Annotated in this window: 16 protein-coding genes; 15 read left to right on the top strand and 1 reads right to left on the bottom strand. The window is 43.2% G+C overall.

Features of this window, described 5'->3' with window-relative positions:
• The first annotated feature begins 43 nt into the window (after positions 1-43).
• From ERX27_RS02285 to ERX27_RS02250, 8 genes are all read left to right on the top strand, one after another.
• On the top strand, positions 44-1,675 hold the full coding sequence (locus tag ERX27_RS02285; protein ID WP_133431218.1) for a putative polysaccharide biosynthesis protein: 1,632 nt from the start codon (positions 44-46) through the stop codon (positions 1,673-1,675).
• Entirely contained in the window at positions 1,672-2,370 is a 699-nt protein-coding gene (locus ERX27_RS02280) for a pseudouridine synthase (protein ID WP_133431217.1), read from the top strand. The genes ERX27_RS02285 and ERX27_RS02280 overlap by 4 nt, the downstream gene beginning before the upstream one ends.
• Before the next feature lie 56 nt (positions 2,371-2,426).
• Positions 2,427-2,870, top strand: a complete 444-nt coding sequence (locus ERX27_RS02275; RefSeq protein ID WP_133431216.1) for a YtxH domain-containing protein — start codon at positions 2,427-2,429, stop codon at positions 2,868-2,870.
• A 99-nt stretch (positions 2,871-2,969) separates the two neighbouring features.
• Positions 2,970-4,373 carry a dipeptidase PepV gene (pepV, locus tag ERX27_RS02270; protein ID WP_133431215.1) on the top strand — a complete coding sequence of 468 codons (1,404 nt, stop codon included), beginning with the start codon at positions 2,970-2,972 and terminating at the stop codon, positions 4,371-4,373.
• Between the two features lies 1 nt (position 4,374).
• On the top strand, positions 4,375-5,205 hold the full coding sequence (dat, locus tag ERX27_RS02265) for a D-amino-acid transaminase (protein WP_133431214.1): 831 nt from the start codon (positions 4,375-4,377) through the stop codon (positions 5,203-5,205).
• 127 nt (positions 5,206-5,332) lie between these two features.
• Positions 5,333-6,124, top strand: coding sequence for a phosphotransferase family protein (locus tag ERX27_RS02260; protein ID WP_133431292.1), 792 nt, complete (start codon positions 5,333-5,335; stop codon positions 6,122-6,124).
• Between the two features lie 11 nt (positions 6,125-6,135).
• Positions 6,136-6,780, top strand: a complete 645-nt coding sequence (gene trmB / locus ERX27_RS02255; RefSeq protein WP_133431213.1) for a tRNA (guanosine(46)-N7)-methyltransferase TrmB — start codon at positions 6,136-6,138, stop codon at positions 6,778-6,780.
• Between the two features lie 52 nt (positions 6,781-6,832).
• Positions 6,833-8,020 (top strand): MalY/PatB family protein, encoded by a 1,188-nt coding sequence (locus ERX27_RS02250; RefSeq protein WP_133431212.1) that lies wholly within the window; start codon positions 6,833-6,835, stop codon positions 8,018-8,020.
• On the opposite strand, the gene ERX27_RS02245 is transcribed toward ERX27_RS02250, so the two are convergent.
• Complete coding sequence (locus ERX27_RS02245) at positions 8,021-8,311, bottom strand: hypothetical protein (protein WP_133431211.1); 291 nt, start codon at positions 8,309-8,311, stop codon at positions 8,021-8,023.
• A gap of 146 nt (positions 8,312-8,457) precedes the next feature.
• On the opposite strand from ERX27_RS02245, the gene ERX27_RS02240 reads away from it, so the two are divergent.
• From ERX27_RS02240 to ytpR, 7 genes are all read left to right on the top strand, one after another.
• Positions 8,458-9,231, top strand: coding sequence for an amino acid ABC transporter substrate-binding protein (locus ERX27_RS02240; protein WP_133431210.1), 774 nt, complete (start codon positions 8,458-8,460; stop codon positions 9,229-9,231).
• Positions 9,215-9,934, top strand: coding sequence for an amino acid ABC transporter permease (locus ERX27_RS02235; RefSeq protein WP_133431209.1), 720 nt, complete (start codon positions 9,215-9,217; stop codon positions 9,932-9,934). Before ERX27_RS02240 ends, ERX27_RS02235 begins: the two co-directional genes overlap by 17 nt.
• The gene (locus ERX27_RS02230) at positions 9,931-10,662 is read left to right on the top strand and encodes an amino acid ABC transporter ATP-binding protein (RefSeq protein ID WP_133431208.1); all 732 of its coding nucleotides are present in this window, start codon (positions 9,931-9,933) and stop codon (positions 10,660-10,662) included. The genes ERX27_RS02235 and ERX27_RS02230 overlap by 4 nt, the downstream gene beginning before the upstream one ends.
• Before the next feature lie 76 nt (positions 10,663-10,738).
• Positions 10,739-11,743 carry a PTS sugar transporter subunit IIC gene (locus ERX27_RS02225; RefSeq protein ID WP_133431207.1) on the top strand — a complete coding sequence of 335 codons (1,005 nt, stop codon included), beginning with the start codon at positions 10,739-10,741 and terminating at the stop codon, positions 11,741-11,743.
• On the top strand, positions 11,740-12,048 hold the full coding sequence (locus ERX27_RS02220; RefSeq protein WP_133431206.1) for a thioredoxin family protein: 309 nt from the start codon (positions 11,740-11,742) through the stop codon (positions 12,046-12,048). Before ERX27_RS02225 ends, ERX27_RS02220 begins: the two co-directional genes overlap by 4 nt.
• 77 nt (positions 12,049-12,125) lie before the next feature.
• A complete protein-coding gene (locus ERX27_RS02215; RefSeq protein WP_133431205.1) occupies positions 12,126-12,983 on the top strand; it encodes a DUF1444 family protein in 858 nt (285 codons plus the stop codon).
• A 5-nt stretch (positions 12,984-12,988) separates the two neighbouring features.
• Positions 12,989-13,582 (top strand): YtpR family tRNA-binding protein, encoded by a 594-nt coding sequence (gene ytpR / locus ERX27_RS02210; protein ID WP_133431204.1) that lies wholly within the window; start codon positions 12,989-12,991, stop codon positions 13,580-13,582.
• The last annotated feature ends 741 nt before the right edge of the window (positions 13,583-14,323 follow it).

The raw sequence follows: 14,323 nt of genomic DNA, 5'->3' as shown, positions 1-14,323 counted from the left end.
TAATATATGGATAGTTTAAAACTAGATAGTTAGGGATGAAGATATGTCAGAAAGTAATTCATTAGTCAGAAGTACCTTTATATTAACAGCAAGTATATTTATTACAAAGGTACTCGGCATTCTATACGTCATACCATTTTACGCGATTATTGGCGGTGAAGAAAACTTAGCGCCATATACTTACGCTTATCAGCCGTATGTCGTCATGCTGACGATAGCAGGGGCGGGCGTGCCGCTCGCTGTTGCGAAGTATGTCTCGAAATATAATGCGCTGGGTGCCTACCGGGTCAGCGAGAAGCTCTATAAGTCAAGCCTTCTCGTTATGAGTCTGTCCGGTCTCTTAGGGTTCATTATACTGTATTTATTGTCACCCATGATAGCAGAAGCGACTTTAGCAGGTGACGGACAAAACGGTGTCTGGTCAGTCGATGATATCACACATATCATGCGAGTCATTTCATTTGCTGTGATTTTTATACCGTTCCTCGCAACATGGCGCGGTATTTTTCAGGGCTATGATTCGATGGGGCCGACTGCTGTGTCGACAGTCATTGAACAGATTGCACGTATTCTGTTTTTACTTGGCGGCGCTTATCTTGTGCTCCATGTCTTTGACAAAGGACTGTTACTCGCTAATGAAGTAGCGACGTTCGCTGCTGCTATTGGCGCAATCTTTGCACTTCTCACGCTCTGGTATTACTGGCGCAAACGTAAGCCGTTTATAGATAGGATGATTGATTCGGACGAGACGTCAATCGATGTCGGTTACCGTTCTATGTATAAAGAGATTCTGCTTTATAGTGTGCCGTTCGTTATCGTCAGCTTAAGTGTGCCGCTTTACATCATGATTGACCAGTTCACACATAATAAAGGTCTGGCCATTGCAGGAGTGCCGTCTGAACTACATGACCAGTTACTGACAATGCTGAATCTGACGACGAATAAACTGGTCATGATACCGACTTCTCTTGCGGGTGGATTTGCCATCAGTATCGTTCCTTCTATTACACGTACGTATGCGTCAGGAAGAATCAGAGAGATGCATCAGCAGATCAGAACGTCTCTCGGGGTACTCATGTACTTAACAGTACCTGCCTCACTCGGTATTATGCTCCTTGCAGCACCTCTTTACACGGTGTTCTACAGCTATAGTGCTACAGCGACACAGATTCTGATGTTTTACGCGCCGGCAGGCATTCTGTTGTCACTGACATCGGTAACGGCTGCTATACTGCAGGGAATCGATAAACAGGCACTGACAGTTTGGATCGTGCTCGGTTCTATTGCGATTAAAGCGATTCTTAACTTGCCGCTGATTATTCTTTTCCATACAAATGGTGCTGTTCTTTCTACATCAATAGCGATGTTGTTTGCCATTATCTGTAATATGATGGTTATCCGTAAATACGGACATTTTCCGCTTCGTTCCACAGTGAAAGAGATGCTGCAGATCGCCGCATTCACAGGCATAATGCTCGCAGTTGTCGGTTTCATCTATTGGCTGCTGCTGCACTTCTTAAGCGTAGAATCTAAAGGACAGTCACTCATCATACTTGTGATCTGCGGTGCTGTCGGTATCATCGTCTACGCCTTGATTACATTAAAAACGGGCCATGCTGAACGTTACCTGGGTAAACGCGTCGGTACACTCGCTAGAAAGCTCCATCTTAAATGAGGTTAGACAAGTTTCTGGCAAACCACGGAATGGGAACGCGGACAGAAGTCAAGCAGTTGATTAAAAAAGGCAGTGTTCAAGTTAATAATGAAGTCATCAAAAAAGCTGATTATAAACTGGATCCCGAAACAGACGTTGTGCTCTGTCAAGGTGAAGCCGTACGGTATATAGACGAACTCTATATCATCTTAAATAAACCGGCAGGCGTCATCAGCGCGACAGAGGATCATCTACATGATACTGTAGTTGACCTGATGCCGGAATACCGACACTTCGACCTGCATCCTGTCGGGCGTCTGGATAAGGATACAGAAGGGCTGCTTATTTTAACGACAGATGGCCAGTTCACGCATGAAGTTCTGAGTCCGAAAAAACATGTCAATAAGACCTATTATGCCGAACTGGATGGCACGGTGTCAGAGGAGACAGTCGCAAAGTTCAAAGCGGGTATTGCGCTTGATGATGGTTATCTCTGTATGCCGGCTGTACTTCACATCATTGAGCCGAATGTCATTGAGGTGACCATTCAGGAAGGTAAGTTCCATCAGGTGAAGCGCATGTTTCAGGCGGTTGGCTGTACAGTCACTTATTTGAAGCGGATTCAGATGGGCGGCCTTAAGCTGCCTGCTGACCTCGAAATCGGTGATTATCGTGAAATGACAGCAGAAGAAATAAATCGCGTACAGCATGTTTAGCAGGCAATGTAGTGGGTATATTTAAACTACAAATATACTATCAGAGGTGGATGAACATGAATAACAAACCAAGTTTATTACGTACAGCTTTAGTGCTTGGAGGAACTGCTGTTGCAGCTATCCTTTCTAAAAAAGAAAACCGCGACATGTTAGTGAACGAATTTAACAAAGCGAAACAGGATCCAAATGCTTACAAAGCGAGTTTAACAGAAAAAGCAAACAACTTAACACAAGTAGCTAAAGAAGAAGTCTCTAAAGCTAAAGAAGACCCAAACGCTTACAAAGCTAACTTAACAGATAAAGTAATGGAAAAAGCAGCGCCTGTTATCGACAAAGTAAAAGGTAACGAAGGCGATTTCCCTAAAAACCAAGCAGATACAAGAGAACAAGTGACTACTTTTGATGATGAAGGTGGCGCAAGCAACATTCACATCGTGACTGATCATAGCAACGTAACGGACAACAACCCAACAGCAGTCGACAAAAACGACCTTAAATAATTTTCCTGAAAAGCTGCCCATTATCGGGCGGCTTTTTTGGTGTTTTCATTTTCAGAATATTTCATGTAAAATAATGAGTAATATAAGGAGGAATGTAACATGTGGAGAGAAAAAGTTGCACAATATGAAGATCAGATCATTGAAGATTTAAAAGGCTTACTGGCTATTGAGAGTGTTCGCGATGATAGCCTGATGTCAAAAGAGACGCCTGTCGGTCCAGGGCCGAGAGAAGCACTTGAATACATGTACAAAATATCTGAACGTGATGGCTTCAAATCTGTAGATATCGACCATATTGCCGGCCGTATCGAAATGGGTAAAGGGGATGACCTGTTCGGTATTTTATGTCACGTGGACGTTGTTCCAGCAGGCAGTGGCTGGGAGACAGCACCTTTTGATCCAGTGGTCACTGAAGACCGTGTCATCGCTCGTGGCACGCTCGATGATAAAGGGCCGACTATCGCAGCCTATTACGCTGTGAAAATCCTGAATGATATGAATGTTGACTTCAAAAAACGGATTCACATGATTATCGGTACAGACGAGGAATCTGGCTGGATGTGTACAGACCGCTACTTCCAGACAGAAGAAATGCCGGACCTCGGTATCGCACCGGATGCTGACTTCCCACTGATTCATGGTGAAAAAGGGATTACAACGTTTGATATCGTTCAGACATCTTCACCGGAAGGCGAGACGCCAGAAGTAGAACTCAAAGCTCTTAATGCAGGAGAACGTTATAATATGGTGCCTGATTTTGCTGAAGCGAAAATGGTCGTGCGCGAAAAAATGGACCATACGATTCAGTCATTTGAAAACTTCCTGGCTGAGCATGAACTGTCAGGTCAGTCATCTGTTGATAACGGCAGTCTTCTTCTGCAGGTTGAAGGGAAATCAGTACACGGCATGGATCCTTCTATCGGTATTAATGCAGGTCTCTACCTTGTTCATTTCTTAAACTCACTGCAGCTTGATGCTAAAGCAGCACAGTTCGTACAGTTTGGTGATCGTTATCTCTATGATTCTCATTTCGGTGAGAAGCTGGATATGGCTTATGAGACAGAAGAAATGGGTCGTCTGACGACTAACATTGGTGTCATCAGTTACACAGATGTAGATGGTGGTCATTACGGTGTCAACTTACGTTATCCAACGGGATTTGATTTCAATCAGCAGATCGCAGATTTCACAGAGCGTATCAAAGATCATTTTGAAATTGATGTCAATACACACCAGGAACCTCACTATGTTGACAAAAACGATCCATTCGTGCAAAAACTGCTGACGGCTTATCGCAATCAGACAGGCGATATGACAGAGCCATATACGATTGGCGGTGGTACTTATGCGCGTAATCTTGAAAAAGGTGTTGCATTCGGTGCCATGTTCAAAGATTCAGTCGACCTCATGCACCAGAAAAATGAATATATCACGAAAAAACAGCTGTTTGATGCGACAGCCATCTATTTAGAAGCCATCCATGCCGTCTGCGTGGAGGACTGATATGAATCTTATTTACTTTAACGGTGAATATGTCAACGATAAGATAGCTATTGATCCGAATGACCGGGGTTACCAGTTCGGAGATGGCATCTATGAAGTGGTCCGTGTTTATAACGGTATGCTATTTACGGCTCGGGAGCACTTTGAACGTTTAGTCCGCAGTGCAGCAGAGATTCAAATCAAGCTTGAGTTAACTGTAGATGATTATATTGAGATATGTCAGCATCTGATAACTGAAAATCAGGTGACAGACGGGCTGATTTATGTGCAGGTCACACGGGGGAATGCATTACGTAATCATATTTTTCCTGAATCATTTAAGCCGGTGACGTTAATCTATTCTTATGATTCAGCGCGTCCGGTAGAGGGTATGGATAAGGGAGTAAAAGTCATTACACTTGAAGATATCCGATGGCTGCGTTGTGACATCAAAAGCTTGAATTTACTGGGCAATGTACTGGCTAAACAGCAGGCACATGTCGGACAGGCGGTCGAAGCGATTCAGGTGCGTGACGGTATCGTGACAGAAGGGGCATCAAGCAATGTCTTTATCATAAAAAACGGTACGATTTATACGCATCCTGCCAATCACCTGATTTTAAATGGTATCACGCGCATAGTGATCAAACGCTGTGCTGAAGAGCTGAATATTCCTTTTGTCGAAAAAACATTTACGCCAGAAGAACTTTATGATGCTGATGAAGTCATTATTTCCAGTACTTCACTTGAAGTCACGCCTGTTACTCAGATTGACGATCAGACGGTTGAGATTGGACCGGTGACACGTCAGCTTCAGCAAGCTTTTAAAGAGAAGATTTACCCAGCTTCTTGATTTTACTCTTGAATTAATAGTTCAAAGGATATAAAATTTAAGCAAGTCGCTTTTTTGGCAACATACTTGGATAAGGCTCTTGATTCTATCTCGAGCCTTTTCTTTTTTCTGAATGGAGGTGAACATGTTGGAACATTTCTATCAACTGGGCTGGACGCTCGACTCAGCTGGTGGTGCATCCGGTGAAGCTTATATGGCGGAACAGGATGGGCACAAGTTGTTTCTTAAAAGAAATTCCAGTCCGTTCCTCGCTGCCCTGTCAGCAGAAGGAATTGTACCTAAACTAGTCTGGACGAAACGTATTGAAACAGGAGAAGTCGTGACCGCCCAGCACTGGAAGAACGGTCGAGCGCTCGAACAGGAAGAAATGAATTCCGAACGTGTTGCACTTCTGCTTCGTAAAATTCATGGCTCTAAGCATCTCTCCAGTATGCTCAAAAAACTGGAGATGAAACCGATGTTTCCATCGATGCTTCTGGCTAAGATCAATTCATCGCTCTCAAGACAGGTGATGGCGCATCGCGTTGTCCGTAAAGCACTCACTTATCTCGATGAACACATGCCTGTACTGGATAAGGCTTTCTACACAGTCTGTCATGGTGACGTCAATCATAATAACTGGTTATTATCTGAACAGGACGAACTATTTTTAGTTGACTGGGAAGGGGCTATGATTGCTGATCCTGCGATAGATATCGGTATGATTCTATACACTTATATCAAGCCTGAGGACTGGCCGCAGTGGCTCAGACAGTACGGGATAGATGATTCGCTGGACTTAAGAAAACGCATGAAATGGTACACGGTGATTCAGGCCATTGCGATGGTGGAATGGTATGAGGAGAAAAATCGTTATCAGGATATGAACTACTGGCTCGTCTTTTTAGATGACGTGCTGTCGAGAAACCGTTTTATATAAGGAGATACAACATGAGAATGAGAAATAAACCATGGGCAGAAGATTTCCTGCTCGCTCATGCTGAAATCGTCAGTATTGACGAAGCAAGAAAAGGACAGATGAGAGAATGGTTCAACAATGACCGTCCGATTCATATAGAAGTCGGCAGTGGTATGGGTCGTTTTATTACTGAGATGGCAAAAGCTAATCCCGATATCAATTATATCGGCATTGAGCGTGATAAAAATGTGATGATTCGTATCGTCGAAAAAGCAATTGAGCAGAATATCCGTAATCTGCGCCTCTTGACGTTAGATGCAGAACATTTGGCAGATTATTTCTCAGCTGGAGAAGTAGACCGAGTTTATCTGAACTTCTCAGATCCATGGCCAAAGACGCGCCATGCGAAAAGACGTCTGACACATGAGAATTTCCTGAAGCTTTATCAGGTGATCTTAAAGCCGGACGGTGAAGTTCATTTTAAGACAGACAACCAGCATCTGTTCGAGTTCTCACTGGAAAGTATGAGTCAGTACGGTATGAAGTTGAAGAACATCAACCTTGACCTTCACACGGATGAGCCGGAAGACAATATCAGAACTGAATATGAAGATAAATTTTCAAGTAAAGGTTTCCGAATCAATCGATTAGAAGCTACATTTCAAGACCGCCTCTAAAGCGGTCTTTTTTTATTGTGCGTGCTAAAATAAACAAAAGGGGGAAATTTAAATGTATGATTTTAATGAAGTGATAGATCGCAGTGATACGCAGAGCATTAAATATGAAGGCATGGACCTTGTCTATGAAACATCAGACATGCTGCCTTTCTGGATAGCAGATATGGATATTGCGACGCCAAAGCCTGTTCTGGACGCTATCCAAAAACGACTCGACCACCGGATTATCGGCTATACGAAATGGCAGCAGGACAAGTTCTATGAGCCGATTAAACATTGGTATCGAACAAGATTTGATACGCGAGTCATGAATAGTGACCTGTTTTATTCACCGACAGTTCTTTATACGATAACAGAATCTATCCGTGCACTGACGCAGCCTGGGGAAGGTATTATCGTCAATATTCCGAGTTATAATACGTTCCTGACTTTAATAGAAGCGAACAGACGAGTCGTTGTGCCGTCACCATTTGTATTTGATGGTCAGGAATATAAGATGGATTTTGATGCGTTTGAATCACTCTGTCAGCGTGCTGATATGAAGGTCTTCCTGTTCTGTAATCCACATAACCCGACCGGTAAAGTATTTACAACAGAAGAACTCGATGAAATCGTCAGTATTTGCGAAGCACATGACGTTTTTATCATCGCTGACGAAATTCATATGGATTTTGCGAGACAGAAGAAGCATCAGTCACTGATCAACTGGATGAAGCCGGACAGCAATATAATTGTGACGTCCTGTCTGGGTAAGACATTCAATATATCAGGGCTGCCCCATGCTTATTATGTGACGAAGAACCGTTTCCTGAAGATGGAGTTATCCCGTCAGATTCTGGCTGCCGGCATCGGGAATCCGAATGCACTGGCACTGAATGCCATAGAAGCAGGCTATATGGAATGTGCTGACTGGGTGGATGCTATCAATGACTTCATACTGAGCAATATGAAGTTCGTTAAAAGTTATGCTGAAGAATTTCTTGATGATGTACTGGATGTCTATATTCCAGATGCTACATTTCTGATGTGGATTGACTTCAGTAAAAGTGGTTACAGCGAAGAAGAAGTACAGGAAGCCCTGCAGAAAGTTGGGAAGGTTGCGCTCGGCATCGGCAGTACGTATATGCATGATGACAGCACGCACTTCAGAATGAATGTTGCTTGTGACCGCGCACGTCTTGAAGAAGGAATGGCTCGAATTAAAAAAGCGTTTGATCACTTAAAAAATAACCACAGTTAATTAAACTGTGGTTATTTCTGTCGTGTCAATCAGCTCTCCGCTATAGGCATCTGCTATAAAATCGTATTCCTTTGCTGCAGTAATAATACCACCGCGATAAATAGTGGTTTCCAGTCCGAGTTTTCTATAGTTTTCCGGGGTATAGTCGATATAGGCCCCTTCAATATCAGAATATTGTTTCTTGATTTCAGTGAGTACTTTGTCAGGGTTCTTCAGCTGGTAACGCAGTGAGAAGAAGTAGCCCGCAATCAGTAAAAGTGTCGTGCCGGCGATAATGGATTTAAGTTTCATAGTCAATCCTCCTTACTTCTATTATCATCTTTCAACAAAAAAATTCAAGTTTCGACTCAACTTCAGCATCTTTTTGTTGACTTAATGTCACAATCCACTAAAATGAAACTATTCCGAGTAAATCAATAAGAATAGGAGCGGACAAAATGAAAAAGTTTTTAGTAATGATGATGGCAGTGCTCATCTTCCTTGCAGCATGTGGTCAATCAGATCAATCATCTGATAGTTCTAAATCAGAGGACAAAGTTTTAACAGTAGGAACGGAAGGAACGTATTCACCGTTCACATTCCACGACAAGAATGACAAACTGACAGGATTCGACGTAGAAGTGACTGAAGCAGTCGCTAAAAAAATGGGCTATAAAGTGAAATTCGTTGAAACACAATGGGATTCAATGTTTGCAGGTTTAAACTCAGGTCGTTTTACGACAGTCGCAAACCAAGTCGGTATCAATGACGAACGTAAACAGAAATATCAGTTCTCTAAACCTTATACTTATACAAACGCTGTCCTTGTGACACGCAAAAACAGCGACATCAAATCATTCGACGATGTCAAAGGTAAAAAACTTGCACAGACTTTAACTTCAAACTACGGTAAACTGGCGAAAGACAAAGGCGCACAGATTACACAGGTAGAAGGTTTCAACCAGTCTATGGAACTTGTATTATCTAACCGTGTTGAAGGGACATTCAACGAAAAATTATCAGTGCTGGATTACACTAAGCAGAAGAAAAATGCAGATATCAAAGTCATTGAAGGCGATGCAGAAAAAAGTCAGTCAGCATTTGTTTTCACTAAGAAAACAGATAAATCTTTAATCGATAAAGTCAATAAAGCAATTGACGAACTTCAAAAAGACGGTGAGCTGAAAAAAATCAGTGAAAAATGGTTTGGTGAAGATGTCACTCAACCTTAATGCAGAACAGCAGCACGCCCTGGACGCAGCTCAGCAAGCGTTTCTGCCTATGTTACAGGGATTGATCACTTGGTCAATCCCTATTACTATTATTACCTTTGTCTTAGGACTGATCATAGCGCTTGCTACAGCACTGAGCAGAATTTCTGATAACAAGTTTCTAAGCACAATTGCAAGAATTTACGTTTCGATTATCCGCGGAACACCGATGATCGTTCAGCTCTTTATTATTTTCTATGGTATTCCAGAGATTGGCCGTCTGATGACTGGAAATCCGGATAATCAACTGACACTGGCACCATTTGTTGCAGCGATTATCGGCTTGAGCCTTAACGTAGGTGCGTATGCCTCAGAAATCATCCGCGGCGGTATTATTTCTATTCCTAAAGGTCAGCGCGAGGCCGCTTATTCCATCGGTATGACGGAATGGATGACCATGCGTCGTATTGTTTTACCGCAGGCCTTGAGAATTTCGATCCCGGCGCTGGGAAATACATTCCTAAGCTTAATCAAGGATACGTCACTCCTAGGTTTCATATTAGTCGCTGAGATGTTCCGTAAAGCACAGGAAGTTGCAGCCACGAGTTACGAATTTTTATCTATCTATACACTCGTCGCCCTGATGTACTGGGTCGTCTGCTTTATCATTTCATTTATCCAGGGCAGATACGAACGTCGTATTGAAAGGAAGTATGTGTCATGATTGAAATGAGAGATATCCATAAAAGCTTCGGAGACAAAGAAGTCATTAAAGGCGTTGACCTCGATGTCCGTGATGGTGAAGTCGTTGTACTGATCGGTCGCAGTGGTTCTGGGAAGACCACTCTTCTTCGTATGATGAATGCACTCGAACTTCCGACGACAGGTACGGTGACAGTGGACGGGCAGACTTACAGCAACAAAGACAAAAAAAGTCAAATTGCGGTCAGACAGAAGTCTGGTATGGTCTTTCAGAATTATCAGCTCTTTCCGCACATGACGGCGCTTGAAAATGTGATGGAAGGTCTAGTTATCGTTAAGAAAATGCCAAAAGAAGAAGCGAGAAGAATCGCAGAAAACCTACTGCAGAAAGTAGGGCTTAACCAGGTTAAGAATCAGTATCCTTCTGGTCTGTCAGGCGGACAGCAGCAGCGTGTCGGCATCGCCCGCGCGCTTGCGATGAATCCAAAAGTCATGCTGTTTGATGAACCGACGTCAGCACTGGATCCGGAACTGGTCAATGATGTACTGAACGTCATGAAGGATCTGGCGGCTGATGGTATGACCATGGTTATTGTGACGCATGAAATGAACTTCGCGAAAAATGTGGCGAACCGTATCGCTTTCATACATGATGGGCAGATTGCTGAACTGGGCACACCGGATGATATATTTAATCATCCACAGACAGAGCCGCTTAAGCGTTTCCTGAACATTATTGAAACACGTTAAGACAGGTTAAAGACCTGTCTTTTTTTATATACACAACTCTCATTAAATCATTTATACTGAACGGTGAGGTGAAGGGATGAAAACATATTTGAAGCGATGGTTCATAGATGGGATGAGCTATCTGGCACTTGGGTTATTCAGTTCATTGATTATCGGCTTGATTATTGAAACAATCGGTACACAGTTGAAACCTTATTTTGATACATCACTCTTTATTACGATTGGACAGATGGCTAAAACTTATACAGGAGCCGCTGTCGGAGTGAGTGTCGCTTATGGGCTCGGCGCATCGCCTTTGGTGATTTTTTCTAGCGCTGTGACGGGTATGTATGGCTACGAACTCGGTGGTGCAGCTGGGACTTATATTGTTGCTCTTGTCACATCAGAAGTTGGTCGGTTATATTCCGGGCGAACAAAGGTTGATATTTTGCTGACGCCGCTGCTAACGCTAATTATCGGCGCTGTCGTCGCGAAACTAATCGGACCGTTTATTGCGAAACTGATGACCGGACTGGGTGATTTCATCACGTTTTCGACTGACCAGCAGCCACTCCTGATGGGGATCTTAGTGTCAGCTGTGTTTGGACTGACCTTATCCAGCCCAATCTCAAGCGCTGCTCTGGCACTGATGCTCGGTATCGAAGGGACAGCCGCTGCTGCAGCGACAATCGGCTGCTGCTGTCATATGATCGGCTTTGCAGTGACGAGTTACGGTGATAATGGGATTCAAGGGGTAATCGCCAACGGGATAGGAACGAGTAAGATTCAGATTCCGAACTATTTAAGAAATCCGTTTATTCTGGTACCACCGGTCATTGCAAGTATCATTACAGCACCGATAATGACGTTGCTCTGGCCAATGAAAAATGTGGCAGCAGGTGCCGGCATGGGCACGAGTGGTTTCGTCGGTCAGATTATGACCATCCGGACGATGGGAACATCTATCGAGACATGGCTGCAGATTTTAGTGTTTCATTTTATTCTGCCGGCCGTTATCAGTTATATTGTATATAGACTCATGAAAAATGCGCATATCATCAAACCAGGTGATCAGCAGATTATGACAGGAGAGAGAACATGAAAAACATAACAAGTGTAGAGAACTTCAAAGAAATGATTAATGCCCCGACGATTGCGATGTTTACAGCCGGCTGGTGTCCAGATTGTCACTTTATTAAACCGGCACTGCCAGAAATTGAAGCTGCACATCCTGATTATCAGTTTGTCTCTATCGACCGTGACGAACTGATGGATCTCGCAGTGGAGTATGATGTAATGGGTATTCCAAGCTTCGTTGCATTTAAAGAAGGACAGGAAATCGGTCGCTTCGTATCTAAAGACCGCAAAACAAAAGAAGAGATCAATGCATTTATTGACGCCCTTTAATGACAGACCACGATGGCTACCGTTCATCGTGGTTTTATTGTACAATGAAGAGTACATGAATTGAGGAGTGTATAGAGATGAACGTCTTTGAAATACGTGACGCAATAACAGCAAAACTGGATCAATCAGAGCTGAATATCAAGTTCGACCGTAAAGAAGAAACACTGCGAGTTGAACGTACTGATAACCAGAAAGGTCTGACTATTAAACTTGCACCTTTAGTCGCCAAACATAAAGCACAAGGTGAGAAAATCATCGATGAAGTCCTGTATTACATTAATGAAACGGTTAAAGCGATGGCAGATGAGCGTGAGAAATCCGTTGATACCATCAAAATTATGCCGGTCATCCGTTCTACCAGCTTTCCAAAAGAAGCAGACGGTCATCCTTTTGTCATTACAGCGCATACTGCTGAAACCAATATTTACTATGCGCTGGATCTCGGGACGACGTATCGCCTGATTGATAAGCAGTTACTTGAAGAGATGAAGCTTTCAGAGGACCATGTCAGAGAGCAGGCACTGTTTAATATCCGTAAGCTCGATAACCCTTATAAGAAAGATATTGTTGCAGGTAACACTTTTTACTTCTTTAATTCCAATGATGGGTATGACGCAAGCCGTATTTTAAACGAACGTCTTCTTGCGGAGTTTGATCATAATAAAGAAGGCGAGCTGCTCATTGCGACACCTCATGCTGACGTCCTGATTATCGCAGATATTCAGAACGAAACAGGGTATGACATCATGGCACAGATGATGATGCAGTTCTTCAGCAATGGGCTTGTGCCCATTACTTCACTGTCATTCCAGTATGAGGCAGGCACACTGACACCTGTCTTTATTCTCGGTAAGAACAATGCAAAACGTGACACTGAAACAATTAAACGAATTGAAGCAAACCGCAAAAAATTTGAACAGGAAAAAAAGGAGTAAATCACATGAATATTTTTTATAACAAGCATATCGGAGATGTCTTACTGATCACAGTTAAACAGACAGAAGGACCATTCACTTATCATCGTGAAGGCGATGTTGTAACGATTCGTCAAAATGACGAAGTTGTGGGTTACAATGTCTACAATGTAGCCGATCTGAACATTCAGACAGACGGCCAGGTTGAACTGAATAAGGAACGTGTTGCAGAGGTCAATGCGTTTTTAGAGACAAAAGGCATGTCGCCGCTCGAAGTCGATTTATCACCAAAGTTTGTTGTCGGCCATGTTGATGAGATGGAGAAACATCCCGATGCGGACAAACTGAATGTGTGCCAGGTCAATGTGGGCGATGAAGTGCTGCAGATTGTCTGCGGCGCGAAGAATATTGCAGCCGGTCAGAATGTGGTAGTCGCTAAAGTCGGTGCTGTCATGCCAAGCGGTATGATTATCAAAGACGCTGAGTTACGCGGTGTACCTTCAAGCGGTATGATCTGCTCAGAACGTGAACTAGGGCTAACAGATTCAGAAGAGAAAAAAGGGATTCTTGTTCTGGATGCGGCCATGACACCGGGAACAGACTTTTTTAATCAATTATAAAGGTGTGATTGAAGATGAGCTGGTTCGATAAAATATTTGGACAAGAAGAAAAAGAACCTGATATTCAGCAATCTGTAGAGACAGATGAGCATCAGCATCAGGATATCTATAGAAGACCGCGCGGTAAATTCCGTTTTCCAATCGATCTTGGTGATGAAAGAAAAGAGACCGTTATAAAAGAACAGTCCGAAGTTCAAGAAGTATCAAATAGCCAGCAGTTCGTTAATGATGACTATTTTGAGCGAAGAAGAGCTAGAAAAGGTCGAACCGTCAAACAGGAGACGGCAGCACCTAGACAGGAAAGACAGAGGGAATATCAGCCCCCGAGAATTCCTGACAAGAAGCGGCAGTTTACAGCGAGTGAAGTCCCTTCAGCTATATTCGGTACACGCAAAAACCTGAAGCCTAGCGAGGAAAAAGTGGTTATTACCCCTCTGACAGGCAAAAAACCAGAAAAAGCGAAGCCGGAAGTACCGACATATCGTCAGAAGGATAATGTCGTCAACGTAGAGAATATCTATGCTTCACAGATAGTCGCAGAAATCCGTAAAGAACGCGAAAAGAAAATGCTGGCAAGAAAGGCATTTGAAGAAGCAAGACGCGAGCAGAAAGAACAGGAGAAACTGGTTGAGATTCTAACGGCAGAATTAGAAGTGGAAACGATTGATCTGCAGGAGGAATCATTTAAACCGCTTGAAGTGGAGGAAATCAGTGCGCCGGTAACAGAAGATGCGCCGATTG

It is taken from the genome of Macrococcus brunensis (assembly GCF_004359615.1).
GTDB classification, from domain to species: domain Bacteria; phylum Bacillota; class Bacilli; order Staphylococcales; family Staphylococcaceae; genus Macrococcus; species Macrococcus brunensis.
Note: the sequence above shows the minus strand (reverse complement) of the source record. Positions and strands in the feature narration are given on the sequence as shown.

What these genes read in the sequence shown, in the direction of transcription:
- ERX27_RS02235 (WP_133431209.1), top strand. Translation starts at nt 9,215, where the DNA reads ATGTCACTCAACCTTAATGCAGAACAGCAGCACGCCCTGGACGCAGCT.
- ERX27_RS02275 (WP_133431216.1), top strand. Translation starts at nt 2,427, where the DNA reads ATGAATAACAAACCAAGTTTATTACGTACAGCTTTAGTGCTTGGAGGA.
- ERX27_RS02280 (WP_133431217.1), top strand. Translation starts at nt 1,672, where the DNA reads ATGAGGTTAGACAAGTTTCTGGCAAACCACGGAATGGGAACGCGGACA.
- ERX27_RS02240 (WP_133431210.1), top strand. Translation starts at nt 8,458, where the DNA reads ATGAAAAAGTTTTTAGTAATGATGATGGCAGTGCTCATCTTCCTTGCA.
- pepV (WP_133431215.1), top strand. Translation starts at nt 2,970, where the DNA reads ATGTGGAGAGAAAAAGTTGCACAATATGAAGATCAGATCATTGAAGAT.
- ERX27_RS02220 (WP_133431206.1), top strand. Translation starts at nt 11,740, where the DNA reads ATGAAAAACATAACAAGTGTAGAGAACTTCAAAGAAATGATTAATGCC.
- trmB (WP_133431213.1), top strand. Translation starts at nt 6,136, where the DNA reads ATGAGAATGAGAAATAAACCATGGGCAGAAGATTTCCTGCTCGCTCAT.
- ERX27_RS02215 (WP_133431205.1), top strand. Translation starts at nt 12,126, where the DNA reads ATGAACGTCTTTGAAATACGTGACGCAATAACAGCAAAACTGGATCAA.
- ERX27_RS02245 (WP_133431211.1), bottom strand. Translation starts at nt 8,311, where the DNA reads ATGAAACTTAAATCCATTATCGCCGGCACGACACTTTTACTGATTGCG.
- ytpR (WP_133431204.1), top strand. Translation starts at nt 12,989, where the DNA reads ATGAATATTTTTTATAACAAGCATATCGGAGATGTCTTACTGATCACA.
- ERX27_RS02250 (WP_133431212.1), top strand. Translation starts at nt 6,833, where the DNA reads ATGTATGATTTTAATGAAGTGATAGATCGCAGTGATACGCAGAGCATT.
- ERX27_RS02230 (WP_133431208.1), top strand. Translation starts at nt 9,931, where the DNA reads ATGATTGAAATGAGAGATATCCATAAAAGCTTCGGAGACAAAGAAGTC.
- dat (WP_133431214.1), top strand. Translation starts at nt 4,375, where the DNA reads ATGAATCTTATTTACTTTAACGGTGAATATGTCAACGATAAGATAGCT.
- ERX27_RS02225 (WP_133431207.1), top strand. Translation starts at nt 10,739, where the DNA reads ATGAAAACATATTTGAAGCGATGGTTCATAGATGGGATGAGCTATCTG.
- ERX27_RS02285 (WP_133431218.1), top strand. Translation starts at nt 44, where the DNA reads ATGTCAGAAAGTAATTCATTAGTCAGAAGTACCTTTATATTAACAGCA.